This window comes from Cupriavidus phytohabitans, from assembly GCF_000426345.1.
Classification (GTDB): Bacteria; Pseudomonadota; Gammaproteobacteria; order Burkholderiales; family Burkholderiaceae; genus Cupriavidus.
This window is the reverse complement of record NZ_AUFE01000006.1, coordinates 72658-95213: the sequence shown is the minus strand read 5'-3', so window position 1 is coordinate 95213 and position 22556 is coordinate 72658. Positions and strand designations below refer to the sequence as shown.

At 66.6% G+C, this 22556-nt stretch carries 20 protein-coding genes; 6 read left to right on the top strand and 14 right to left on the bottom strand.

The genetic code is table 11. From position 1 onward, the window contains the following. The first annotated feature begins 174 nt into the window (after window positions 1-174). Complete coding sequence (gene dnaE, locus K309_RS0106590) at window positions 175-3690, top strand: DNA polymerase III subunit alpha (protein WP_029045680.1); 3516 nt, start codon at window positions 175-177, stop codon at window positions 3688-3690. Between the two features lie 19 nt (window positions 3691-3709). On the opposite strand, the gene K309_RS0106585 is transcribed toward dnaE, so the two are convergent. Next, window positions 3710-4798, bottom strand: a complete 1089-nt coding sequence (locus K309_RS0106585; RefSeq protein WP_029045679.1) for a glycosyltransferase family 4 protein — start codon at window positions 4796-4798, stop codon at window positions 3710-3712. A 27-nt stretch (window positions 4799-4825) separates the two neighbouring features. Continuing rightward, window positions 4826-5596 carry a glycosyltransferase family 2 protein gene (locus K309_RS0106580; RefSeq protein WP_029045678.1) on the bottom strand — a complete coding sequence of 257 codons (771 nt, stop codon included), beginning with the start codon at window positions 5594-5596 and terminating at the stop codon, window positions 4826-4828. Between the two features lie 210 nt (window positions 5597-5806). Between K309_RS0106580 and K309_RS36055 the strand changes: the two genes are divergently transcribed. The 3 genes from K309_RS36055 to msbA all read left to right on the top strand — a co-directional run bounded on the left by K309_RS36055 (window position 5807) and on the right by msbA (window position 9705). Next, a complete protein-coding gene (locus tag K309_RS36055) occupies window positions 5807-7102 on the top strand; it encodes an O-antigen ligase family protein (RefSeq protein ID WP_232232323.1) in 1296 nt (431 codons plus the stop codon). Next, a complete protein-coding gene (locus tag K309_RS0106570; protein ID WP_029045677.1) occupies window positions 7099-7872 on the top strand; it encodes a glycosyltransferase family 25 protein in 774 nt (257 codons plus the stop codon). Before K309_RS36055 ends, K309_RS0106570 begins: the two co-directional genes overlap by 4 nt. Before the next feature lie 108 nt (window positions 7873-7980). Continuing rightward, complete coding sequence (gene msbA, locus K309_RS0106565; RefSeq protein ID WP_084402368.1) at window positions 7981-9705, top strand: lipid A export permease/ATP-binding protein MsbA; 1725 nt, start codon at window positions 7981-7983, stop codon at window positions 9703-9705. Window positions 9706-9807: 102 nt separating this feature from the next. On the opposite strand, the gene waaC is transcribed toward msbA, so the two are convergent. Continuing rightward, window positions 9808-10794: a lipopolysaccharide heptosyltransferase I gene (gene waaC, locus K309_RS0106560; protein WP_029045675.1), complete on the bottom strand. Its 987-nt coding sequence runs from the start codon at window positions 10792-10794 to the stop codon at window positions 9808-9810. Window positions 10795-11001: 207 nt separating this feature from the next. Between waaC and K309_RS0106555 the strand changes: the two genes are divergently transcribed. Then, a complete protein-coding gene (locus K309_RS0106555) occupies window positions 11002-11592 on the top strand; it encodes a peroxidase-related enzyme (RefSeq protein ID WP_029045674.1) in 591 nt (196 codons plus the stop codon). Window positions 11593-11625: 33 nt separating this feature from the next. Here the strand turns inward: K309_RS0106555 and K309_RS0106550 are convergent, their stop codons facing one another. From K309_RS0106550 to K309_RS0106510, 9 genes are all read right to left on the bottom strand, one after another. After that, entirely contained in the window at window positions 11626-12141 is a 516-nt protein-coding gene (locus K309_RS0106550; protein WP_029045673.1) for a hypothetical protein, read from the bottom strand. Window positions 12142-12240: 99 nt separating this feature from the next. After that, entirely contained in the window at window positions 12241-13707 is a 1467-nt protein-coding gene (gene rng, locus K309_RS0106545) for a ribonuclease G (RefSeq protein WP_029045672.1), read from the bottom strand. 89 nt (window positions 13708-13796) lie between these two features. After that, entirely contained in the window at window positions 13797-14399 is a 603-nt protein-coding gene (locus K309_RS0106540; RefSeq protein WP_029045671.1) for a Maf family protein, read from the bottom strand. Window positions 14400-14489: 90 nt separating this feature from the next. Next, window positions 14490-14969: a 23S rRNA (pseudouridine(1915)-N(3))-methyltransferase RlmH gene (gene rlmH / locus K309_RS0106535; protein ID WP_029045670.1), complete on the bottom strand. Its 480-nt coding sequence runs from the start codon at window positions 14967-14969 to the stop codon at window positions 14490-14492. A 68-nt stretch (window positions 14970-15037) separates the two neighbouring features. Then, window positions 15038-15796 carry a ribosome silencing factor gene (gene rsfS, locus K309_RS0106530; RefSeq protein ID WP_029045669.1) on the bottom strand — a complete coding sequence of 253 codons (759 nt, stop codon included), beginning with the start codon at window positions 15794-15796 and terminating at the stop codon, window positions 15038-15040. 60 nt (window positions 15797-15856) lie between these two features. Further along, window positions 15857-16582, bottom strand: a complete 726-nt coding sequence (locus K309_RS0106525; protein WP_029045668.1) for a nicotinate-nucleotide adenylyltransferase — start codon at window positions 16580-16582, stop codon at window positions 15857-15859. A 10-nt stretch (window positions 16583-16592) separates the two neighbouring features. Then, window positions 16593-17504 (bottom strand): oxygen-dependent coproporphyrinogen oxidase, encoded by a 912-nt coding sequence (gene hemF, locus K309_RS0106520; protein ID WP_035876942.1) that lies wholly within the window; start codon window positions 17502-17504, stop codon window positions 16593-16595. A 152-nt stretch (window positions 17505-17656) separates the two neighbouring features. Next, the gene (purD, locus tag K309_RS0106515) at window positions 17657-18925 is read right to left on the bottom strand and encodes a phosphoribosylamine--glycine ligase (protein ID WP_029045666.1); all 1269 of its coding nucleotides are present in this window, start codon (window positions 18923-18925) and stop codon (window positions 17657-17659) included. Between the two features lie 87 nt (window positions 18926-19012). Then, window positions 19013-19738 carry a YebC/PmpR family DNA-binding transcriptional regulator gene (locus K309_RS0106510; protein WP_029045665.1) on the bottom strand — a complete coding sequence of 242 codons (726 nt, stop codon included), beginning with the start codon at window positions 19736-19738 and terminating at the stop codon, window positions 19013-19015. Between the two features lie 176 nt (window positions 19739-19914). On the opposite strand from K309_RS0106510, the gene K309_RS0106505 reads away from it, so the two are divergent. Then, entirely contained in the window at window positions 19915-21429 is a 1515-nt protein-coding gene (locus tag K309_RS0106505) for a helicase HerA-like C-terminal domain-containing protein (protein WP_029045664.1), read from the top strand. Window positions 21430-21477: 48 nt separating this feature from the next. Here K309_RS0106505 and K309_RS39770 read toward each other — a convergent pair whose 3' ends face one another. Together K309_RS39770 and upp are read right to left on the bottom strand one after the other, a co-directional pair. Continuing rightward, window positions 21478-21642, bottom strand: coding sequence for a DUF3149 domain-containing protein (locus K309_RS39770; protein WP_084402367.1), 165 nt, complete (start codon window positions 21640-21642; stop codon window positions 21478-21480). A gap of 135 nt (window positions 21643-21777) precedes the next feature. Further along, the gene (gene upp, locus K309_RS0106495) at window positions 21778-22428 is read right to left on the bottom strand and encodes a uracil phosphoribosyltransferase (protein ID WP_029045663.1); all 651 of its coding nucleotides are present in this window, start codon (window positions 22426-22428) and stop codon (window positions 21778-21780) included. Window positions 22429-22556: the final 128 nt, after the last annotated feature.

Here is a 22556-nt window from a genome sequence, read left to right as displayed (position 1 = left end):
GGGCTTGGCGGCTTGCGATAACTGCCTGATAGGAAAGGCGAAATTATAACGCGCGCAGGCGCTTCTGCCGCGCATTCCCAAGCACCCCGATCAGCTTTGCGCAGCGGCCGGCACGCATCGCCTGCACGCGATATTGGAGGCCGGCAGGCGAGCCGAGCCGGTACAATGTCGCCCATGTCCGCACCCCGCTTCGTCCACCTCCGCCTGCATTCCGAATACTCCGTCGTGGACGGCATCGTCCGCCTCGACGACGCCGTCAAGGCCGCCGCCGCCGATGGCATGGGTGCGCTCGCCCTGACGGATCTTGCCAACGCCTTCGGGCTGATCCGCTATTACAAGGAAGCGCGCGGCAAGGGCGTGAAGCCGGTGGTCGGGGCCGATGTCTGGCTGACCAATGCCGAAGACCGCGACAAGCCCGCGCGCCTGCTGCTGCTGGTGCAGGACCGGCGCGGCTACCTGAACCTGTGCATGCTGCTGTCGCGCGCGTGGCTGGGCAACCAGTACCGCGGCCGCGCCGAGATCGATCCGTCGTGGTTCCTGGAGCCGGGCGAAGACGACATGCCGCTGGCCACCGGCCTGATCGCGCTGTCCGGCGCGATGGGCGGCGATATCGGCATGGCGCTGGCCAACGGCAATGCCGACGGCGCGCGCCGTGCCGCGCAGCACTGGGCATCGGTGTTCCCGCAGCGCTTCTATGTCGAACTGCAGCGCGCCGGCCATGCCGGCACGGATGCCTACGTGCAGCAGGCCGTGCAACTGGCGGCCGAGCTGCAGTTGCCGGTGGTCGCCACGCATCCGGTGCAGTTCATGACGCCGGACGACTACACCGCGCACGAGGCGCGCGTGTGCATCGCCGAGGGCGAGCTGCTGGCCAACCCGCGCCGCACGCGGCGCTTCACCACCGACCAGTACTTCAAGACACAGGACGAGATGTGCGCGCTGTTCGCGGATATCCCCTCGGCGCTGGAGAACGCGGTCGAGATCGCGCGCCGCTGCAACCTGACGCTGGAGCTGGGCAAGCCGCGCCTGCCGCTGTTCCCGACGCCGGACGGCATGTCGCTGGACGACTACCTCGTCTTCATGGCCAAGGACGGCCTGGAGAAGCGCCTGGCGGTGCTGTTCCCGGACGATGCGGTGCGCGAAGCGAAGCGCGCGGAATACTACGCGCGGCTGGAGTTCGAGACCGGCACCATCATCAAGATGGGCTTCCCCGGCTACTTCCTGATCGTGGCGGACTTTATCAACTGGGCCAAGAACAACGGCGTGCCGGTCGGGCCGGGTCGCGGTTCGGGCGCCGGTTCGCTGGTCGCGTATGCGCTGGGCATTACCGACCTCGATCCGCTCAAGTACGCACTGCTGTTCGAGCGTTTCCTGAACCCGGAGCGGGTCTCGATGCCCGACTTCGATATCGACTTCTGCCAGCACGGCCGCGATCGCGTGATCACGTACGTGAAGGAGAAGTACGGCAAGGACGCGGTGTCGCAGATCGCCACCTTCGGCACCATGGCGGCGAAGGCCGCGGTGCGCGACGTCGGCCGCGTGCTTGACCTTGGCTATGGCTTTGTCGACGGCATCGCCAAGCTGATCCCGTTCAAACCCGGCAAGCTGGTCACCATCGAGGAAGCGAAGAAAGAAGAGCCGCTGCTGACCGAGCGCGAGAACAACGAGGAAGAAGTGCGCCAGCTGCTGGAGCTGGCGCAGCGCGTCGAAGGCATGACCCGCAACGTCGGCATGCACGCCGGCGGTGTGCTGATCGCGCCCGGCAGGCTGACCGATTTCTGCCCGCTGTACACGCAAGGCGCGCAGAACGACGGCATGAGCGGCGTCGTCAGCCAGTACGACAAGGACGACGTCGAGGCCGCCGGCCTGGTCAAGTTCGACTTCCTGGGCCTGACCACGCTCACCATCCTGGACTGGGCCGAGCGCTATATCCGCCGCCTGGACCCAAGCAAGGCCGACTGGAACTGCAGCCATATCCCGCTCGACGACGGCCCCGCCTTCGACATCCTCAAGACCGCCAATACGGTCGCCGTGTTCCAGCTGGAAAGCCGCGGCATGCAGGGCATGCTGAAGGACGCCAAGCCTGACCGCTTCGAGGACATCATCGCGCTGGTGGCGCTCTACCGCCCGGGCCCGATGGACCTGATCCCCAGCTTCTGCGCGCGCAAGCACGGCCGCGAGAAGGTGGAGTATCCCGATCCGCGCGTCGAACCCGTCCTGAAAGAGACCTACGGCATCATGGTCTACCAGGAGCAGGTGATGCAGATGGCGCAGATCATCGGCGGCTACTCGCTCGGCGGCGCCGACCTGCTGCGCCGCGCGATGGGCAAGAAAAAGCCCGAGGAAATGGCGCAGCACCGCGTCATGTTCCGCGAAGGCGCCGACAAGAACGGCCTCTCCTCGCAGCAGGCCGACGACATCTTCGACCTGATGGAGAAGTTCGCGGGCTACGGCTTCAACAAGTCGCACGCGGCCGCCTATGCGCTGCTGGCGTACTACACCGCCTGGCTCAAGGCCCACCATCCGGCCGAATTCATGGCAGCCAACATGTCGCTGGCCATGGACGATACTGACAAGGTCAAGATCCTCTACGAGGACTGCAAGCTCAACAAGATCGCGGTGCTGCCGCCGGACGTCAACGCGAGCGAATACCGCTTCGCGCCGACCGACCCCAAGACCATCCGCTATGGCCTGGGCGGCATCAAGGGCAGCGGGCAGGGCGCGATCGAAGACATCCTGCGCGCGCGCGAAGAGGGTGGGGCGTTCAAGGACCTGTTCGACTTCTGCGAGCGCGTCGACCGCCGCCAGGTCAACCGCCGCACCATGGAGGCCCTGATCCGCGCCGGCGCCTTCGACAGCCTGAACGACAACCGCGCCCAGCTACTGGCTTCGGTGCCGATCGCAATGGAAGCCGCCGAGCAGAAGGCCGAGTCCGCCAACCAGGTCTCGCTGTTCGACCTGATGGGCGATGCCGGCGAAGCGCACCGCCCAGAACTGCTCGACGAACCGCGCTGGAGTCCCAAGCGCACGCTGCAGGAAGAAAAGCAGGCGCTCGGCTACTACTTCTCCGGCCACCTGTTCGACGCCTACCGCGATGAGGTGCGCCGCTTCAACAAGGGCACGCTGGCCTCGCTGGAAAAGGAAGTGCAGGGCAACGGTGGCGGCTTCGGCCGCGACGTGCGCGGCAAGACCATCGCCGGCGTGATCTCGGGCGTCCGCACCCAGATGACCCAGCGCGGCAAGATGCTGATCGTGACGCTGGACGACGGCACCGGGCTGGTCGAGATGACGGTATTCAACGAGGTCTTCGACGCCAACCGTCAGATGTTCCGCGAGGACGAGCTGCTGATCGCTACCGGCAATGCGCGGCACGATACCTTCACTGGTGGCGTGCGCTTTACCGCGGAATCGGTGATGGACCTGACCGCGGCACGCATCCGGTTTGCGACGGCCGTGCGTCTGGCGATGAACGGCAATTCTTCGACCGGGATGCTGCGCGAACTGCTGATGCCGCACCTGGCGCGCGCCACCGGCGCGCAGGGATTGCCAGTGCGGATCGGCTACCAGGCCCGGACCGCGTTGTGCGAAGCCGTGCTGGGGCAGGAGTGGCAGGTGGTACCGTCCGACGAAGCGCTGGGCGCGCTGCGGCAGGCGCTGTCACCAGAGAGCGTGAATACGCTCTATGAATAACGCCGCACCGGCGGCGTGCTCAGGCGCGCCGCGCGGCCATCGCCTGCCCCGCCAGTGCCAGCAGGCTATCGACGTGGCTGCCGATGCGCGGATCGTAGTCCAGCATGGACATCGGCTGCGCCAGCCTCGCCTGGCCGGACTGCGCGGCCTGCACGGCGGCGCGGATGGCCTGGTCGAGCGTATCGGCGCGCTCGCGAGCGAACGCATGGACGGCCTGCGGCCGGATCACTTCCAGGCAGGCGATATTGTCGGCAAACACCAGCGGTGTGCCGCACAGCACGGATTCCACGCCAACCAGTCCGAACGGTTCATAGCCCGATGCCAGGATGGTGAAGTCCGCGGCGCGGTAGAGCGCGTCAATACGGCTGCTGTAGCCTAGCTCGCGCACGCGCGGGATGGTGCGCCCGACCGGGCGGCCCGCCACTGCCAGCGTAATCGGCAGGCTGGATTTCGAGAAGTAATCGGCCAGCAGGTCGAATCCCTTGCGGGCATGCCCCGACGACGGAAACAGGAACACGACCTCATCGTCGCCAAAACCGAACTCGCTGCGCAGTGACGCGCGCGTGGCGTCGTCGACCGGCGAAAAGCGCTTCGTGTCGACCGGCGGGTAGAGCAAGTGCACCCGGTCTTCCGGTATCCCGTACAGCTCGACCACTTCGCGCCGCATCAGCGCCGAGTGCGCCACCACGCAATGCGCGCCGGCGTACTGCGCGCTTTCGAGATCGATCTGCCAGCGATCGGAGCGGCGCGGCGGCGTGCCGCGCGCGGCCAGGTAGCCGCGCGCGGCCAGGTAGCCGCGATGGGTGCCGCCGCAGATGGCGATGTCGGATCCCCGCACGCGATTGCAGCCGATCAGCACCGCATCGGCGGGCAGGCGTGCCTGCAGGCGCCAGGAGAAATAGCGGTCGCGCAACTTGCCCGGCAGCCACGAGACCACGATCCGGTGCGGCTCGATGCCGGACGCTTCCGCCACCCCGGCATCGAAGCGGCGCGCGTAGACCGACACCTCGGTGCCCGCGTGGCTGGCCATGGCCTGGCTGATGTCGAGCGCATAGCGCTCCAGGCCGCCGCCGGCGCCGAAGCGGTTGCAGGAAATGCCAATTTTCATCGGTGGATGCAGTGAGAGGGTGGGGCGTCAGGCTTCACCGCGTACCCGGGCGCTGTCCGCGGCGTGCAGCAGCGCGAGCTTCGCGTACTTGTAGTAGCTCGCCTGCGCGTTCATCAGCGCGACGCCGAAACCCGCGCTGCCATCGAGGAAGCCGCGCTTGAACACGTAGGTGCGGATGAACGCCCACAGACCGTGGCCCGCGGCCGAAGCCACCGAGCTGCGCTTGCCGCGCGCGAAGGCCTGCTGCGCACCGGCGCTGGAGTAGCTGTCGATCTTGCGCAGCACGTCCGACAACGAACGGTAGCTGTAGTGGATCAGCGGCTCGCGCAAGCGGGTCACAGGATCGTCCACCTTCAGGTGTTCATGGACCAGGTCTTCGGTGAAGCGGCCGCGGCCGTTGCGGAACACGCGCGTGACATAGTCCGGATACCAGCCGGCATGGCGCACGAAGGTGCCGCAGAACGCGGACAGGCGCGGCAGGGCCAGGGCCTGGGCATCGGGCCGGGCGATATGCCGCAGGATTTCATCGCGCAGCGCAGGCGTGACGCGCTCGTCGGCATCCAGACTGAGAATCCAGTCGCCCTTGGCGGAATTGACCGCGCGGTTCTTTTGCGGGCCGAATCCCGGCCAGTCGTCGGTCTGGATCACAGTGGCGCCGGCAGCACGCGCAATGGCCACCGTGTCATCCGAGCTTGCCCAATCCACTATAATCGCCTCTTCGCACCAGGATACGCTGTCGAGGCAAGCCCCGATATTGTGAGCTTCATTCCTGGTAATGATGACGGCCGAGACTTTCATGGAGTATGGGCGGCACCCCTGTCGGGCATACCGACGAGCCGCCGGCGTCGCCAACAGCCGGCGCTGATGGAAGATCGCGTATTCTACCGCACCGGCGCAGTGGTCCCGGCGCCGCCTGAGGGTTGCCGCAGGCCAGCCAGCCTTGCCCCGGCGCCGTTTTCTCCAATCGCGAACTTGATGATAAGAGCACATTTGTCCCGATTTACAGGGATGGAAAAAGTCTTCTCCCTGGTGGCATGTGCCGCACTGATCTCCTTTCCCATCCTGCTGCTGACCTATCCTTCGGCGGCCAATGCCGGTTTCAGCTTCCTGCTGCTGTGGTGCGTGTTGGCGCTGGCCGTGCAGCCCCGCGCCAGCCTGTGCGCCTGGGGGACGATGCTGCGCGAGCATTGGGCGGTGGCGGCGGCGATGGCGGCCTTGCCGGCGGCCTTCCTGCTGCGCCAGGTAGTCAGCGGCGATGGCATGGACCTGCCCTATCTCTACCTGCGCTTCGCCTTGTTCGGGCTGCTGGCCTGGGGCCTCGCACTGCTCGACCGGCGTGCGCTGCAGGCCGTGCAATGGGGACTGGTGGTGGGTGCCATCGTTTCGGCGATCTGGATATACACGGCAACCGCCGGCGGCCGGCCGGACCATGTCGGCATCAACAACATCATTCCCTTTTCCAATCTGTCTCTGCTGATGGGGATGCTGGCCATGATTTCGATTGGATGGGACCGGCGCGGCCAATGGCTTTCGATGGCTCCCAAATTGCTGGCCGGCGCGGCCGGGGTCTATACGTCGTATGCCAGTGCGACACGTGGCGGCTGGCTCGCCATCCCCGTGCTGCTGCTGATCGCGATCACCATCATGCGCAAATGGACCATCCGCGCCCGCGCCGCTTTGCTGGCGGTCCTGGTGGGAGGCATGGCGGTAGCCGGATACTGCAGCGATGTCGTCCGCAAGCGTGTGAATGAGGCGGTCGCCAATCTCAATGCCGCGGTCTCGTCACCGGGCATCGATGCGGCCGTAGTGACGCACCGCGGGCTGGATACGTCGGAGGGCTGGCGCCTGCAGCTGTGGAAGGCCTCGCTGCGCATGCTGGAAACGCACCCGATGACTGGCGTGGGACCGGACGCATTCGAGGCCAACCTCAAGGCCATGGCAGCAAGCGGATTCATCACGCCTGCAACCACCCAGTTCGCGCACTCGCACAACGATGTGCTGTACATCGCGGCAACGCAGGGGATTCCCGGGGTGCTTGCGGTACTTGCGCTATACCTCGTGCCGGCAGGCTTTTTCCTGCGCCATCTGCGCAGCCGCGACATGGTCACACGCACCGCTGCCACCATGGGGCTCGCCATCAGCATCGGCTTCCTGCTGTTCGGGCTGACCGAAGCGATGTTCTTCATCGCCATGACCAATGCCTTCTACACGCTGATGATCGCGACCTGCTTCGCCATCGTGGTCGCGCAGCGCGAGGCACCGGAGCTGCCGGCACGGCCGGGCGCACGGGCGGTGGCGGCATGATCGGCGCCTACGTCATCAACCTGGCGAGCGCGGGCTCGCGCCGGCAACGCATCTCCGCGCAGCTTGAACGCCTTGGAGTGCCGTTCCAGGTTTTTGCTGCCGTGGACGGGCGCGCGCTTCCTGAACACGACGTGGCGCGCCGCTACGATGCGGCCGCGGCAGCGGTGCGGTACCGGCCCATGAGCCGCGGCGAAGTCGGGTGCGCGCTGAGCCACCTGGGCGTATGCCGCCAGATGCTGGAGGACGGCGCGGCATTTGCGCTGGTGCTGGAGGACGACGCCTTGCTTGGCGATGACCTGCCGGCGGTACTCGCCGACCTCGAGGCCCGCCTCGACCCGGACCGTGCGGAAGTGGTACTGCTGTCCCACGTTGACAAGTACACCCGCTGGGGCACGCGGCCGCTTGGCCACGGGCGCAAGCTGGTGCGGCGCTACGGCGAATGGTGGCGGGCGCATGGCTATGTGGTGACGCGGGCCGCGGCCGAGCGCCTGCTGGCGGGGCTGCAGCCGGTCTGGTGTGCTGCCGACTACTGGTCTGCCTTCGAGAAGCAGGGCATGGTGACGGTACGTGCCGTGGTCCCGTATTGCATCGGGCTGACCGAACTGGCGCAGGACTCCGCGCTGGAAGGCCATCGTGCCGATCTCGATGCCAGCGACAAGGCGCGGCGCAGCATCGGCTATTATCTGCGCCGCTACGTCTACCAGCGATTCCTGTTCCAGGTCTTCGTCCGGCCTTTCCTGCGCGTAGCGCGGCAGAAGCGGCCGGGATAGAGGCCTGGCCAGACGCCGGACAAGCCCCGACGCTGCACTCATACAGAAAGACATTCAGTGACCACATCCAAACCGCCCATCTCGCCCGGCGCCACCGTGCCCTCCAGCATGGCCAGCCGGCTCTGGTCTTACCTGCGTCCCGAGCTGCGCGTCTTTGTCGGCGCCATCATCGCCATGGCGGTGGTCGCGGCCAGTGAAGGGGTGATCCCCAAGGTCGTCAACGATTTGCTCGACAAGGGTTTCGGTGGCGACTACGCCGGCACGCTGTGGCATGTGCCTGCCATCCTGACCGGCGTGGCGCTGATCCGGGGTGTGGCGCAGTTCGCTTCCGGCTATCTGCTGAACCTGATCTCGAACCGCGTGCTGCTGAAGATGCGCATGCAGATGTTCGAGCGCCTGCTGCATGCGCCGGCGGGGTTCTTCCACCGCAACACGGCGGCATCGCTGATCAATGCGGTAATCTTCGAGGTCAACCAGGTGCTGCAGATCCTGACCAGTGTGTTCATCACGCTGGTGCGCGATTCCCTGACGGTCGTGGCGCTGCTGATTTACCTCTTCTATACCAACTGGCGCCTGACGCTGATCGTGGCGGTGATCCTGCCGGTGATCGGCTATCTGATGTCGAAGATCAACCGCCGGCTGCGCAAGCTCAACCGCGACCACCAGACCTACACCAACAACGCGGCCTATGTGGTGGAAGAGGCTGTTGGCGGCTACAAGGTGGTCAAGCTGCATGGCGGCGAGCAGTACGAGCTGTCGCGCTTCCGCACCGTTGCCGAGCGGCTGAAGAATTACTCGATGCGCATGGCGGTGGCCGGCGGCTTGAACCAGCCGGTCACTGCGTTCCTGGCTGCGCTGGCACTGTCGGTGATCATTACCATTGCAATGGTGCAGGCCCAGGGCAACCAGACCACCGTGGGCGGCTTTACCGGCTTCGTGATGGCAATGCTGCTGCTGATCTCGCCGCTGAAGCACCTGACTGACATCAACCAGCCGCTGACGCGCGGTATTACCGCCGCCGAGATGATCTTCCGGCTGATCGATGAGCCGATCGAGCCGCAGGATGGTGGCAAGGCTATCGGCCGCGCGCGCGGCGAACTGGCCTTCGAGGGCGTCGGCTTCCGCTATGGCGAGGCACAGCGGCCCGCGCTGCAGCAGATCGACCTGCGCGTGAGCCCGGGCGAGGTGGTGGCGCTGGTGGGGCCGTCGGGAAGCGGCAAGACCACGCTTGTTAACCTGGTGCCGCGTTTCTTCGACCCGACCGAGGGGCGCATCCTGCTGGATGGCGCGCCGCTCGGCGATCTGGCATTGAAGGACCTGCGCAACCAGATCGCCTTTGTCAGCCAGGACGTGGTGCTGTTCAACGATACGGTCGCCGCTAACGTGGCGTATGGCGCGCATGGCGAAACCGAGATCGACATCGCGCGCGTGGAGCGTGCGCTGGCGGCGGCGTACCTGACCGAGACCGTCAAGGGGTTGCCTGACGGGCTCAACACCAATATCGGCGACAACGGCATGAAGCTGTCCGGTGGCCAGCGCCAGCGCCTGGCAATCGCCCGGGCGCTTTACAAGAATGCTCCGATCCTGATCCTGGACGAGGCCACCTCCGCGCTGGATTCGGAATCGGAACGCCAGGTGCAGGCGGCGCTGGAAGAGCTGATGAAGGGCCGGACCACGCTGGTGATCGCGCACCGGCTGTCGACCATCGAGAATGCCGACCGTATCGCCGTGCTCGACCACGGCCGCGTCGCGGAGCAGGGTACCCACGCCGAACTGCTGGCGGCCAACGGCCTCTACGCCGGTTTGCACCGGATCCAGTTCGCGACCCAGTAAGGGACGGCGGCGCGGCGATCCTGCCGCGGCCATGACGAAAAAGGGGCCGGCACGTCGGGTATCGTGCCGGCCCCCTTTTTTGGTTTCGCTGCTTGCAGCCGCTCAGCTGCGCGACGCCACCGGCGGCTGCTGCGCCATCACTTCGTCGATGGCCGCGAGCACCTGCTCGCGCGTCGGCACCACGCCATGCCCGCCCATCGAGACCGCGCGGCCCGGCGTGTTGACGCCATACAACTCGCGCGAGGTCGTCGTGAAAAGCAGCACGGTCGGGCGGCGCATCGCATCCGCGATATGCACGAAGCCCGTGTCCATGCCAACCACCAGGGACGACCTGCCCACCACCTGGGCCAGCCCGGTGATGCTGAGGCGCGGCATCACTTCCGCACCGGGCACGCTCGCCGCGATAGTCTCGGCTTCCTTGCGTTCGGCATCGTTGCCCCACGGCACCAGCACGCGCAGGCCGCGTGCGGAGATTGCGCTGCCCACGGCAATCCAGTCAGCGATCGGCCATTTCTTCTCTTCGCTCGAGGTGGCGTGGAACAGCATCGCGTATTGGCCCTTCGCCGCGAAGGCGGGCGTATCCCCGGACATCTCCAGTCCGTAGTGCATTTCCTTTGTGAGCTCATAGCCGAAAGCGCGGCTGACCGCGCGGCGCATGCGCTGCCTGGCGCAATCCTCTTCGATCACGGGCTGGAACACATGGTTATAGCCGAAGCGCGCACCACTTTCGCCCAACTCCGCCACCGGATAGCCCCACCGGTGTCGCGTGCGCGCCAGCCGCGTCACGATCGCGCTCTTGTACACGCCATGGACGTCCAGCACCGCATCGTACTTCTCGCGGCGCAATTCGCGCAGTGCGCGGAAGATCTCCCGCAACCCGGCCCAGCTGCGTGCCTTCTTGAAGTTGCGCAGCGGCGCAGCGATGACACGTTCGATACTGGGGTTCCAGCGGGGCACGTCGGCGCAGTAGGAATCTGCGATCCAGTCGATCTTGACCCCAGGGAATGCGCGCTGCAGGTCGGCGACCAGCGGCAGCGTGAACACCATGTCGCCCAGCGAGGTCAGCTTGACGATGAGAATACGTTTCATCGGGAAGGTATGGCGCATGCGGCCAAAGGGCGCTCGCCTTGTTCAGGAAGGGACGTAGTATGCCTTATCCAGTCGACATCTGGCTTTGAGATGCATGAGCAACATGTGCCCGGCCTTGGCCCTGCAATCCGGTAAACTTTGGAGCGCTAGATACAAAAATTAGGGTCGACGAAGTCGACGAGAACGTATCGCCAACAGGAGACAACCATGCCCGACACCGCTTTCCCCATCAGCCGCTACCCCGTTCCCGCCCTCAAGGACCTCCCCGACGACATCCGCGCCCGCATCCTGGAAGTCCAGGACAAAGCCGGCTTTGTCCCCAATGTCTTCCTGGCGCTGGCACACCGCCCCGACGAATTCCGCGCCTTCTTTGCCTATCACGACGCCCTGATGCTGAAGGAAGGCGGGCTGACCAAGGGCGACCGCGAGATGATCGTGGTGGCGACTTCCGGCGCCAACCAGTGCCTATATTGCGTGGTGGCGCATGGCGCGATCCTGCGGATCTACGAGAAGAAGCCGCTGGTGGCGGACCAGGTCGCGGTGAACTACCTGAAGGCCGATATCCCGCCACGCCAGCGGGCCATGCTCGATTTTGCGATGAAGGTGTGCGAGGCGTCGCATGAAGTCGGCGACGCGGATTTTGCCGCGCTGCGCGAACATGGGTTTTCTGACGAAGACGCGTGGGACATCGCCGCGATCACCGCGTTCTTCGGGCTGTCGAACCGGATGGCCAACACCATCAGCATGCGCCCGAACGACGAGTTCTACCTGATGGGCCGCGTGCCCAAGGGGAAGTAGGCCGCAATACAGGCGCAACTGGGCCGGGGAAGCTCAGCGCACCTCGGCGCAGTTTCCGCTCTTGGGGTCGAACAGTACCGGCCAGGCCTGTTCGTAGATGCCCGGCGTACAGTATTTTTCGCAGCGGTTATGCGCCAGTGTCACGCGGCGCGGATCCTGCCACACCAGCAGCTTGCACTGGCTGCCGTCGATGGCGTGCAGTTCGATGTGCGGCGTCGTGCGAACCTGGCGGAACTGCACCAGGTTGAACTCGCAGCTGCCGCGCCGCGACACCCACAGTTTCCATGTCAACGCCTCCACCTTGTTGGCGGTGACGTCCATCAGCGCGTCCTCGCGGAAGCCGTCTTCCTCGGTGCGCTTGCATGCGCCGGCAATGGTGATGGTCTTGTGGGCGATCGGCGCCGCGCGTGCCTTCGGGGGCGGCGCTTCGGCAACGGGCGCGGCGGGGGGCGGCGGGGGCGGCCGGCGCTGCGCGACCGGCAACGGCACGCAGGCGGCGGTGCCCAGCAGGACGGCCAGCAGACAGGCCCCATGTTTCGTGGCGTTCATGCCGGACTCCTTCTCGCAACCCTCAACCTTCGCTTAGTTATAGCGGATCGAAGTTGAAATAGGAGTAGGACCATCCCGCATCATGGGGTCAGGCCCGGCCTACATCAGGATAATGTCGTACTGTTCCTGGTGGAAGGTCGATTCCACCTGCAGGGAGATCGGCTTGCCGATGAAGTCGCCCAGCATCGCCAGGTGCTGGCTTTCCTCTTCCAGGAACAGGTCGATGACTTCCTGCGAGGCCAGGATGCGGAACTCGCGCGGATTGAACTGGCGCGATTCGCGCATGATCTCGCGCAGGATGTCGTAGCAGGCGGTGCGCGGCGTCTTCACCTGTCCCTTTCCCTGGCATACCGGACATTGCTCGCACAATACGTGCGCCAGCGACTCGCGCGTGCGCTTGCGTGTCATCTCCACCAGCCCGAGCTGCGAGAAGTTGTTGACCGTGATGCGGGTGCGGTCGCGCGACAGCGCGCGCTTGAGTTCGGAGAGCACCGCTTCGCGGTGCTCGACATTCTCCATATCGATGAAATCGATGATGATGATGCCGCCGAGGTTGCGCAGCCGCAGTTGCCGCGCGATGGTGTGGGCCGCCTCCAGGTTGGTCTTGAAGATGGTGTCGTCGAAGTTGCGCGCGCCGACATAACCGCCGGTGTTGACGTCGATCGTCGTCATCGCCTCGGTCTGGTCGATCATCAGGTAGCCGCCCGACTTCAGGTCGACCCGGCGCGACAGCGCCTTCTCGATTTCGGCATCGATATTGAACAGGTCGAAGATCGGGCGCTCGCCGGTGTAGTGCGACAGCCGTGACAGCACTGCCGGCGTGTACTCCTTGGCGAACTCCACCAGCATCTGGTAGTTCTCGCGCGAATCGATCTGGATTACGCCGGTGGCGTCGTTGATGAAGTCGCGCAGCACGCGCTGGGCCAGGTTCAGGTCCTGGTAGAGCAGCGCCGGCGCCGGCAGCGTGGTGGCGTTCTGGCGGATCGTGCCCCAGATCTTGCGCAGGTAGGCGATGTCGTTGCCAAGCTCCTCGTCGGTCGCTTCCTCCGCGATGGTGCGTACGATAAAGCCGCCGCGCTCATCGGCTGGCACCAGGCCCTGCACGCGGCTGCGCAGCGCTTCACGGTCCACTTCGCCTTCGATGCGCTGCGAAATGCCGATATGCGGATCCTGCGGCAGGTACACCAGCGTGCGCCCGGCGATGCTCACCTGCGTGGACAAGCGCGCGCCCTTGGTGCCGATCGGGTCCTTGATCACCTGCACCATCAGCGCCTGGCCCTCGAACAGGGTCTTCTCGATCGCCAGCTGCGGGGTGCCGCCGTTGCGGTCGTTGTCGCGCGGGTGCCAGATATCGGCCACGTGCAGGAACGCGGCGCGCTCCAGGCCGATGTCGATGAAGGCGGACTGCATGCCGGGCAGCACGCGCACTACCTTGCCCAGGTAGATATTGCCGACCAGCCCGCGCGTGAGCGTGCGTTCGACGTGCAGTTCCTGGACGGCAGCCTGCTGCACGATGGCAACGCGCGTCTCCTGGGGCGTGATGTTGACGAGGATGTCTTCAGTCATAGCGGTGAAACGCGGTCGCCGGTGGCCCGGCGGAATTGGGGTTGCCCGGCGCGGCCGGGTCTTGTCCTGGGCGGCGGCGTGGCCGGGGTTCAGAACTGCAGGCGGGCCTGGCGAAGTAACGCCGCCGTCTCAAACAAGGGCAAGCCCATGATACCTGAATAGCTGCCCGCGATCCGCTCGACGAATTCGGCCGCGCGGCCCTGGATCCCGTACGCGCCGGCCTTGCCGAGCGGCTCCCCGCTGGCGACATAGCGGCTGATCTCGTCCGGTTGCATCGGGCGGAAGGTCACTTCGGAGACCGACAGCGCGTGGTGCATGCCCAGGGTGGAAACCACCGTGACCGCCGTGAGCACGCGGTGCGTGCTGCCGGCCAGCGCGGCGAGCATGGCCTGCGCGTCGGCGGCATCATCGGGTTTGCCGAGAATGCGGCCGGCCAGGCAGACGGTGGTGTCGGAAGTCAGCACCGGCGCGTCGGGCAGGGCACGGCGCTCGCGGCGGCGCAGCGCGGCTTCGGCCTTCAGCGCGCAGACGCGCTGCACGTAGTCGTCGGGAGTTTCGCCGGGCAGGACGGCTTCCAGCGCTTCGGCGTCCTCGTCGTCATCGGCAAGCAGCAGCTCGTAGCGTACGCCCAGCTGGGCCAGCAGTTCGCGGCGGCGCGGGCTTTGGGAGGCGAGGTAGAGGTAGTCGTGCATCGCGGCAGGCGGGGGCGGGCGGTGTGGGCCTGCCGGCGACGGGCCGACAGTGGCGTGAATTGTAACGCCCGCGGGCGGCGCGGTTCCGTCTCAGGCGCGGTGGTAGGGATGGTTCTGCGTGACCGACCAGGCCCGGTACAACTGCTCGGCCAGCAGCACGCGCACCATGCCGTGCGGCAGCGTCAGGCTGGACAGGCGGATCAGCGTACCGGCGCGTGCCTTCAGTGCCGGGTCGAGCCCGTCTGCACCGCCGATCAGGAAGGCGACATCGCCGCCCTCGCGCTGCCAGCCGGTCAGCTGCGCAGCCAGTTGCACGGTGGTGAAGTCGCGGCCGCGTTCATCCAGCGCGACGATGCGGCACTGCTTCGACAGCGAGCCCAGCACGGCGTCGATGCGCGCGGCCTCGCGCTGCATCACGGTGGCGGCGTTGTTGCTGGACGAGCGGGCTTCCGGCTTGACCTCGCGCAGCTCGATGCGCAGCTCGGGCGGCATGCGCTTGGCATACTCGTTGAAGCCGGTTTCGATCCAGGCGGGCATCTTGTGGCCGACGGCCACGATCACCAGTTGCATGGGGGCGGATTTGCGGCGGTGCGGGGGGCAGGGCAGGCGACGCGGCCGTCAGGCGGCCGCGCGGGGCATCAGGCCGAGCGGGTGGTGCGCTTGCGCGCGGCCGGCTTGGCTGCCGCGGTCCTGGTGGACGTCTTGCTTGCCGTCTTGCCAGCGGTTTTCGTGGCCGTCTTGCTTGCGGTCTTGCGTGCCGTGGTACCGGCGGCGGTCTTGCGCGGGGCGGCGGCGCGTGTACCGGCGGTCCTGGTGGCTGCGGTCTGGGTCGCAGTCTTGGTGGCAGTCTTGCGCGCCGGCTTGCGCACGGTGGCGATGGCGTCCGGGTCGGTATCCTCGTGGCCCATCGGCGGCGACGGCTCCTTCATGCCTTCGGGCAGGCGGGCCAGTGCCGGACGCAGGCTGCTGGCGCGGCGCGTCCCGCGCGCGGCCGGGACCTCGTCCTCGTCCTCGTCCATCGGCTCGCTGGCCTTGGCCAGGCTGCGGGCACCGGTGGCCAGCTTCATGCGCACCGGCTTGTCGCCCCAGATCTCTTCCAGGTTGTAGTACAGGCGCAGCTGCGGCTGCAGGATGTGGACCACGGCGTCGCCGCAGTCGACCAGCACCCATTCGCCGGTCTCCAGGCCCTCGACCGCCACGATATGGCCGCCGGCTTCCTTCACCGTATCCCGCACCGACGCCGCCAGCGCCTTGGTCTGGCGGTTGGACGTCCCGCTGGCAATCACCACCCGGTCGAACAGTTCGGTCAGGTGGCTGGTGTCGTACACCTTGATGTCCTGCGCTTTGACATCCTCGAGGCCGTCGACGATGGCGCGTTGCAGTTTACGAATATCCATGGTGTCTTCTTGTTCAGCTGAGATCGGTTGGGTGGTGGGCGCCGGTTGCGGGCAACCGGGTCAGGCCCTGGCCGGGGCGTCGCGGTACAGCCCGTGGCTGGCGATGTAGTGTGCCACGCCCGGTGGCAGTTGGTCATCTGCGGGCTGGCCGGCCGCCAGGCGCTGGCGCAGGTGGGTGGAGGACAGGTCAACGGCGAGCGTCTGGTCGATCCACATCCGGCCGGAGGGCGTGCATTGTATCAGGGTCGTGTCGGCCTGGCGCTGTGACAGCGCTTCCAGCACCGGCCCTTCCAGCGCGGCCAGCTCGAAGCGCGGGCGGGTGGCGGTGCACAGGTGGACGTGCGCGAACAACTCCTGCCAGCCGTGCCAGGTGTGCAGGCGCAGCAACTGGTCGGCGCCCATCAGCCAGCACAGCGAGGCCTGGGGGCCGTATTCGTCGCGCAGCTGGCGCACGGTATCGATGGTGTAGCTGGGGCCGGCGCGCTCGACTTCCATGCGGCTGACGCGGACTCTGGCGCCGGTGTCGCCCAGGGCGGCGGCGGCCAGCTCGGTCATGGCCAGCCGGTCCGCGGCAGGCGTCACGTCGGTGCCCTTCTGCCACGACTGGCCGGTGGGGATCCACACCAGCTCGTCCAGGCCCAGGTGGTCGATGCACAGCCGCGCCAGCGCCAGGTGGCCGATATGGGGCGGGTCGAAGGTGCCGCCGAGGATACCCAGGCGGTAAGGTCGGGCGGGGAGGTCGCCCGCGTCGGCGGCGGGCGTGCGGTCTTGCGCAGGATTGGCCATATGTCTGCCGTCAGGCCCAGTCGCGTGCCGGCAGGAAGTCGGTGTACAGCGCCGCTTCGGCGCTGCCCGCTTCCGGTTGCCAGTCATAGCGCCACGTCACCAGCGGCGGCATCGACATCAGGATGGATTCGGCGCGTCCGCCCGACTGCAGGCCGAACAGCGTGCCGCGGTCGAACACCAGGTTGAATTCGACGTAGCGCCCGCGCCGGTAGGCCTGGAAGCCGCGCTCGCGCTCACCATAGGGCGTGTCCTTGCGCGCCTGCAGGATGGGCAGGTAGGCGTCCAGGAAGGCGTCGCCGACCGATTGCATCATCGCGAAGCTGCGCTCGAAGCCCAGCGCCGAGAAGTCGTCGAAGAAGATCCCGCCCACGCCGCGCGCCTCGTTGCGGTGCTTCAGGAAGAAATACTCGTCGCACCACTGCTTGAAGCGCGGGTAGAGCTCGTCGCCATAAGGCGCCAGCGCCTGCTTGCAGGTGCGGTGGAAATGGCTGCAGTCGTCAGCATTGCCGTAGTACGGCGTCAGGTCCATGCCGCCGCCGAACCACCAGACCGGCTCGGCGTCGGGTTTTACCGCCACGAAGCAGCGCACGTTCATGTGGACCGTGGGCACGTAGGGATTGCGCGGGTGGAACACCAGCGATACCCCCATCGCCTCGAAGCTGCGCCCGGCCAGTTCGGGCCGGTTGGCGCTGGCCGATGGCGGCAGGGTTTCGCCGCTGACGTGGGAAAAGCCCACGCCGGCGCGCTCCATCACCGCGCCGCCTTCCAGGATGCGGGTACGGCCGCTGCCGCGCAGGCGTTCGGTGGGCGGCTTCTCCCAGGCGTCGGTCAGGAATGGCTGGCCGTCGACGGCGCCGATGGCATCGGTGATGCGGTCTTGCAGGCCGAGCAGGTAGGCACGGACTGCCTGGGAATCGATCATGGTGGCTGAATCGGATAAACCGACGAATGGACCGGCCGGATGGCAGTCCGGCAGCCAGTCGGCTGCCGGGTACGTCACAGCATTGTCACGATTGTACCGGCTGGGGCGGCCTGTTGGACGCCCAGGGCCGCTGAGGCCCCGCCGGCGGCCAATCAGCGCTTGATGGCGCGGTAACCGATATCGGTCCGGTACTGCATGCCGTCGAACCGGATCTGCTCGACCGCGGCATAGGCGGCGCGCTGCGCGGCCTTGACGGTGTCGGCCAGCCCGACCACGCACAGCACGCGCCCGCCCGAGGTCAGCAGGGTGCCGTCCTTGAGCGTGGTGCCGGCGTGGAAGGTCACGCTGTCCTCGGTCTCGGCCGGGATGCCGGTGATGGCATCGCCCTTGCGCGGGTTGTCCGGGTAGTTGTGGGCGGCCACCACCACGCCCAGCGCGGTGCGGCGGTCCCAGTCCAGTTCGATCGCGTCGAGCTTGCCGTCGACGGCGTGCTCCATCACGTCGACCAGGTCGGTCTTCAGGCGCGTCAGGATCGGCTGGGTTTCCGGGTCGCCCATGCGGCAGTTGAATTCCAGCGTCTTGAGGTTGCCGTCCTTGTCGATCATCAGGCCGGCGTACAGGAAGCCGGTGTACGGGATGCCGTCCTTCTCCATGCCGCGCACGGTCGGCAGGATGATCTCGCGCAGCGCGCGCGCGTGCAGCGCGGGCGTGACCACCGGGGCGGGGGAATAGGCGCCCATGCCGCCCGTGTTGGGACCGGCGTCGGCGTCCAGCAGGCGCTTGTGATCCTGGCTGGTGGCCAGCGCCAGCACGTTCTTGCCGTCGACCAGCACAATGAAGCTGGCTTCCTCGCCCTCCAGGAATTCCTCGATCACCACGCGCGCGCCGGCATCGCCCAGCTTGTTGTCGGCCAGCATCATGTCCACCGCGGTGTGGGCCTCTTCCAGCGACATCGCCACGACCACGCCCTTGCCCGCGGCCAGGCCGTCGGCCTTGATCACGATCGGCGCGCCCTGCGCGTCGATATAGGCATGCGCCTGGGCGGCATCGGAGAAGGTCTGGTAGGCGGCGGTCGGGATGCCGTGGCGCTGCATGAACGCCTTGGCGAAGTCCTTGGACGATTCCAGCTGTGCGGCCGCCTTGCTCGGCCCGAAGATGCGCAGGCCTTTGGCGCGGAAGATATCGACAATGCCGGCCGCCAGCGGCGCCTCCGGCCCGACTACGGTAAAGGCCACGCCTTCGCGCTCGGCAAAGGCGGCGATGACCTCAGGATCGGTCAGCGGAACGTTCTGCAGGCGCTTGTCGAGCGCGGTCCCGCCGTTGCCCGGCGCCACGTACACCACCTGTACCCTGGGGGATTGGGCCAATTTCCAGGCCAGCGCGTGTTCACGTCCACCCGAGCCGACAACCAATACTTTCATGATCACTGCCAGAAAAGAAACAGATACTAAAAGGCGGCGGCCTGGTCTGAGTCCGGGTCGCCGCCATGGGGGGCTTGTTGCTTCAGCTTAGTCTTCGATCACCGCGTTGGTGAAGACTTCCTGCACGTCGTCGAGGTTTTCCAGGGCGTCGAGCAGCTTCTGCATCCTGGCCGCGTCGTCCCCGGCGAAGCTGACTTCGTTCTGTGGCTTCATTACCACGTCGGCCATTTCGGCCTTGAAGCCGGCGGCTTCCAGCGCGGCCTTGACCGCCGGGAAATCGTTGGGCGGGCAGGTCACTTCGATCGAGCCGTCGTCATTGGTGACGACGTCGTCGGCGCCGGCTTCCAGCGCGGCGTCCATCAGCTTGTCTTCCGGCGTGCCGGGGGCGAACAGGAACTGGCCGCAGTGGGTGAACATGAATGCCACCGAGCCTTCGGTGCCCATGTTGCCGCCATGCTTGGAGAACGCGTGGCGCACTTCGGCCACGGTACGGGTGCGGTTGTCGGTCAGGCAGTCGACGATGATGGCCGCGCCGGCCAGGCCGTAGCCTTCGTAGCGGATCTCTTCGTAGTTGGCGCCTTCCAGGCCGCCCACGCCGCGCTGGATCGCGCGCTGGATGTTGTCCTTGGGCATGTTCGCGTCCATGGCCTTGTCGATCGACAGGCGCAGGCGCGGGTTGGTGTCGGCATCGCCGCCGCCGAGCTTGGCGGCAACGGTGATTTCCTTGATCAGGCGGGTCCAGATCTTGCCGCGCTTGGCGTCAGCGGCGGCTTTCTTGTGTTTGATGTTGGCCCATTTCGAGTGACCGGCCATGATGCTCTCCGAGGCGGAAAAGGTGTTATGCGGTGATGGAATGCGGGATGCCAGGCGCGGGCGCCAGGTGACGTATATGCCTGGCGGCTGGCTATAATCAGCCGAGGATTTTATCACGCGGGCCTGCCCGCGCCGCTGCCGTGGCGAGTCCCGCGGCACTTGCTACCAGGAAGACCATGGCCGACCCCATCCTTATCGCCAAGAACGCCGAACACGAGCTGGTGCTGCTGCCGCAGATGGGCAACCGGCACGGCCTGATCACGGGCGCCACCGGCACCGGCAAGACCGTCACGCTGCAGACGCTGGCGCAGGGTTTTTCGCGTCTGGGCGTGCCGGTGTTCATGGCCGACGTCAAAGGTGACCTGACCGGCATTTCCCAATCCGGCCAGCTGTCGGACAAGCTCAGGCAGCGCCTGGCCGACCTTGGCCTGCCGGAGCCGGCATGGGGCGGGTGCCCGACCACGCTGTGGGACGTGTTCGGCCAGAAGGGCCACCCGGTGCGCGCCACGGTCTCGCACATGGGCCCGCTGCTGCTGTCGCGCATGCTGGAGCTCAACGACACCCAGCAGGGCGTGCTCAACCTCGTGTTCCGCATCGCCGACGCCAACGGCCTGCTGCTGCTCGACGCCAAGGACCTGCGCGCGATGCTGCAGTACGTGGGCGACAACGCGTCGCAGTTCACGACCGAGTACGGCAATATCTCCGCCGCCTCGGTCGGCGCGATCCAGCGGGGGCTGCTGGCGCTGGAGTCGCAGGGCGGCGATGTCTTCTTCGGCGAGCCGATGCTGAACCTGGAAGACTTCATCCAGACCGAGAAGGGCCAGGGCGTGGTCAATATCCTGGCCGCGGACAAGCTGATGAACTCGCCGCGGCTGTACGCGACCTTCCTGCTGTGGATGCTGTCCGAGCTGTTCGAGAAGCTGCCCGAGGCCGGCGATCTCGACAAGCCCAAGCTGGTGTTCTTCTTCGACGAGGCGCACCTGCTATTCAATGACGCGCCCAAGGCGCTGCTCGACAAGATCGAGCAGGTGGTGCGGCTGATCCGCTCCAAGGGCGTGGGTGTGTATTTCGTGACGCAGAACCCGGTCGACATTCCGGACACGGTGCTGGGCCAGCTGGGTAATCGCGTGCAGCATGCCCTGCGCGCATTCACGCCGCGCGACCAGAAGGCGGTCAAAGTGGCGGCCACCACCATGCGCGCCAACCCCAAGCTGGACCTGGAAACCGCGATCGGCGAACTGGGCGTGGGCGAGGCGCTGGTGTCGTTCCTGGACGCCAAGGGCACGCCGTGCGTGACCGAACGCGCCTGGGTGCTGCCGCCGGGCAGCCGCATCGGCCCGGCGACCGACGAGGAGCGCAGGCAGCTGATCGCAAACTCGCTGGTCGCGGGGACCTACGAAACGGCCGTGGATCGCGAATCGGCTTACGAAAAGCTGCGCGGCAGCGTGCCGACGGTTGCCAATGGCAAGGGCAAGCAGCCAGAAGCCAAACCGGAAGCCGAACAGGACAGCGGCTGGCTCGGCACTGCCGGGGATATTTTCGGCACGCTGACCAAGGGCACCGGCAAGAGCGGGCGCGGCGATTCGATCCTGGAGTCGATGGCCAAGTCGGCGGCGCGCACGGTGGGGTCGCAAGTAGGCCGCGAGTTGATTCGTGGCGTGCTGGGCAGCCTGCTCGGGAAGAAGAAGTAGAAGACCCGAAGGGAACGAACAAGGGCCGCGCAATGCGGCCCATTGTTTTCAGTGGCGCTGGGCGCCTTGCCGGGCTTTCGCGGCCTCCGCGTCCTCGCGCATCTTGCGCGCAAACATCCGCGAGAAGAACCAGCCCATGCCGATGATGAAGACGATCACGCCCAGGCTCATCAGGCCGGTGCTGGTGCTGAAGAGAATCTTGAAGGCTTCCATGGCGGGCTCCCTGGTTGGCGGCATTGGGTTGGTCGCATGTGCCGGCGGAAGAACCGCCAGCGACTGCCGCCAGTGTAGGGAGCCACGTGGCGCGGGCTATTGAGGCTGGTCAAGCCCGCGCGAGGCCAGCGCCTGTCAGTTCTTGGTGCCGAACAGCCGGTCGCCCGCGTCGCCCAGGCCCGGTACGATGTACGCATCCGCATCCAGGTGGCTGTCCAGCGAGGCCACGTACAGCTTGACGTTCGGATGCGCCTTCTGGAACACCTCCACGCCTTCCGGTGCCGCCACCAGCGCGACGAAGGTGATGGCCTCGTCCTTGACGCCGCGGCGCTTGAGCACTTCGACCGCATGCACGGCCGAGTAGCCGGTGGCCACCATCGGATCGCACAGGATAAAGCTGCGGTCTTCCAGGTCAGGCAGCCGCACCAGGTATTCGACCGGGCGGTGCTGCTCGTCGCGGTACACGCCGATATGGCCGATGCGCGCGGACGGGATCAGCTCCACCAGGCCATCGCTCATGCCCACGCCGGCGCGCAGCACCGGGACGATGGTCAGCTTCTTGCCGGCGATCACCGGGGCATCCAGTTCCACCAGCGGCGTGTCGATGCGGCGCGTGGTCAGCGGCAGGTTGCGCGTGATCTCGTAGCCCATCAGCAGCGTGATCTCGCGCAGCAGCTCGCGGAAGGTGCGCGTGGACGTTTCCTTGTCGCGCATGTGCGAGAGCTTGTGCTGGATCAGCGGGTGGTCGAGGATGAACAGGTTGGGAAAGCGCGGATCTTGTTTCATGGCTGGCGGCGAGGGCTCGGCGGGGATAGGGGCAAGCGGCTGGAGCGGGCGGCCGGGTCGGGTGGATCCAGCCGCCGCGCCGTTGTAGCCGGATTGTAATGGAAGCGGGCCGCAGCGCGCCTGCGGCC

Bases quoted from the DNA above. Each gene is read 5' to 3' on its own strand.
- dnaE (WP_029045680.1), top strand. From the start codon at position 175: ATGTCCGCACCCCGCTTCGTCCACCTCCGCCTGCATTCCGAATACTCC.
- K309_RS0106585 (WP_029045679.1), bottom strand. From the start codon at position 4,798: ATGAAAATTGGCATTTCCTGCAACCGCTTCGGCGCCGGCGGCGGCCTG.
- K309_RS0106580 (WP_029045678.1), bottom strand. From the start codon at position 5,596: ATGAAAGTCTCGGCCGTCATCATTACCAGGAATGAAGCTCACAATATC.
- K309_RS36055 (WP_232232323.1), top strand. From the start codon at position 5,807: ATGGAAAAAGTCTTCTCCCTGGTGGCATGTGCCGCACTGATCTCCTTT.
- K309_RS0106570 (WP_029045677.1), top strand. From the start codon at position 7,099: ATGATCGGCGCCTACGTCATCAACCTGGCGAGCGCGGGCTCGCGCCGG.
- msbA (WP_084402368.1), top strand. From the start codon at position 7,981: ATGGCCAGCCGGCTCTGGTCTTACCTGCGTCCCGAGCTGCGCGTCTTT.
- waaC (WP_029045675.1), bottom strand. From the start codon at position 10,794: ATGAAACGTATTCTCATCGTCAAGCTGACCTCGCTGGGCGACATGGTG.
- K309_RS0106555 (WP_029045674.1), top strand. From the start codon at position 11,002: ATGCCCGACACCGCTTTCCCCATCAGCCGCTACCCCGTTCCCGCCCTC.
- K309_RS0106550 (WP_029045673.1), bottom strand. From the start codon at position 12,141: ATGAACGCCACGAAACATGGGGCCTGTCTGCTGGCCGTCCTGCTGGGC.
- rng (WP_029045672.1), bottom strand. From the start codon at position 13,707: ATGACTGAAGACATCCTCGTCAACATCACGCCCCAGGAGACGCGCGTT.
- K309_RS0106540 (WP_029045671.1), bottom strand. From the start codon at position 14,399: ATGCACGACTACCTCTACCTCGCCTCCCAAAGCCCGCGCCGCCGCGAA.
- rlmH (WP_029045670.1), bottom strand. From the start codon at position 14,969: ATGCAACTGGTGATCGTGGCCGTCGGCCACAAGATGCCCGCCTGGATC.
- rsfS (WP_029045669.1), bottom strand. From the start codon at position 15,796: ATGGATATTCGTAAACTGCAACGCGCCATCGTCGACGGCCTCGAGGAT.
- K309_RS0106525 (WP_029045668.1), bottom strand. From the start codon at position 16,582: ATGGCCAATCCTGCGCAAGACCGCACGCCCGCCGCCGACGCGGGCGAC.
- hemF (WP_035876942.1), bottom strand. From the start codon at position 17,504: ATGATCGATTCCCAGGCAGTCCGTGCCTACCTGCTCGGCCTGCAAGAC.
- purD (WP_029045666.1), bottom strand. From the start codon at position 18,925: ATGAAAGTATTGGTTGTCGGCTCGGGTGGACGTGAACACGCGCTGGCC.
- K309_RS0106510 (WP_029045665.1), bottom strand. From the start codon at position 19,738: ATGGCCGGTCACTCGAAATGGGCCAACATCAAACACAAGAAAGCCGCC.
- K309_RS0106505 (WP_029045664.1), top strand. From the start codon at position 19,915: ATGGCCGACCCCATCCTTATCGCCAAGAACGCCGAACACGAGCTGGTG.
- K309_RS39770 (WP_084402367.1), bottom strand. From the start codon at position 21,642: ATGGAAGCCTTCAAGATTCTCTTCAGCACCAGCACCGGCCTGATGAGC.
- upp (WP_029045663.1), bottom strand. From the start codon at position 22,428: ATGAAACAAGATCCGCGCTTTCCCAACCTGTTCATCCTCGACCACCCG.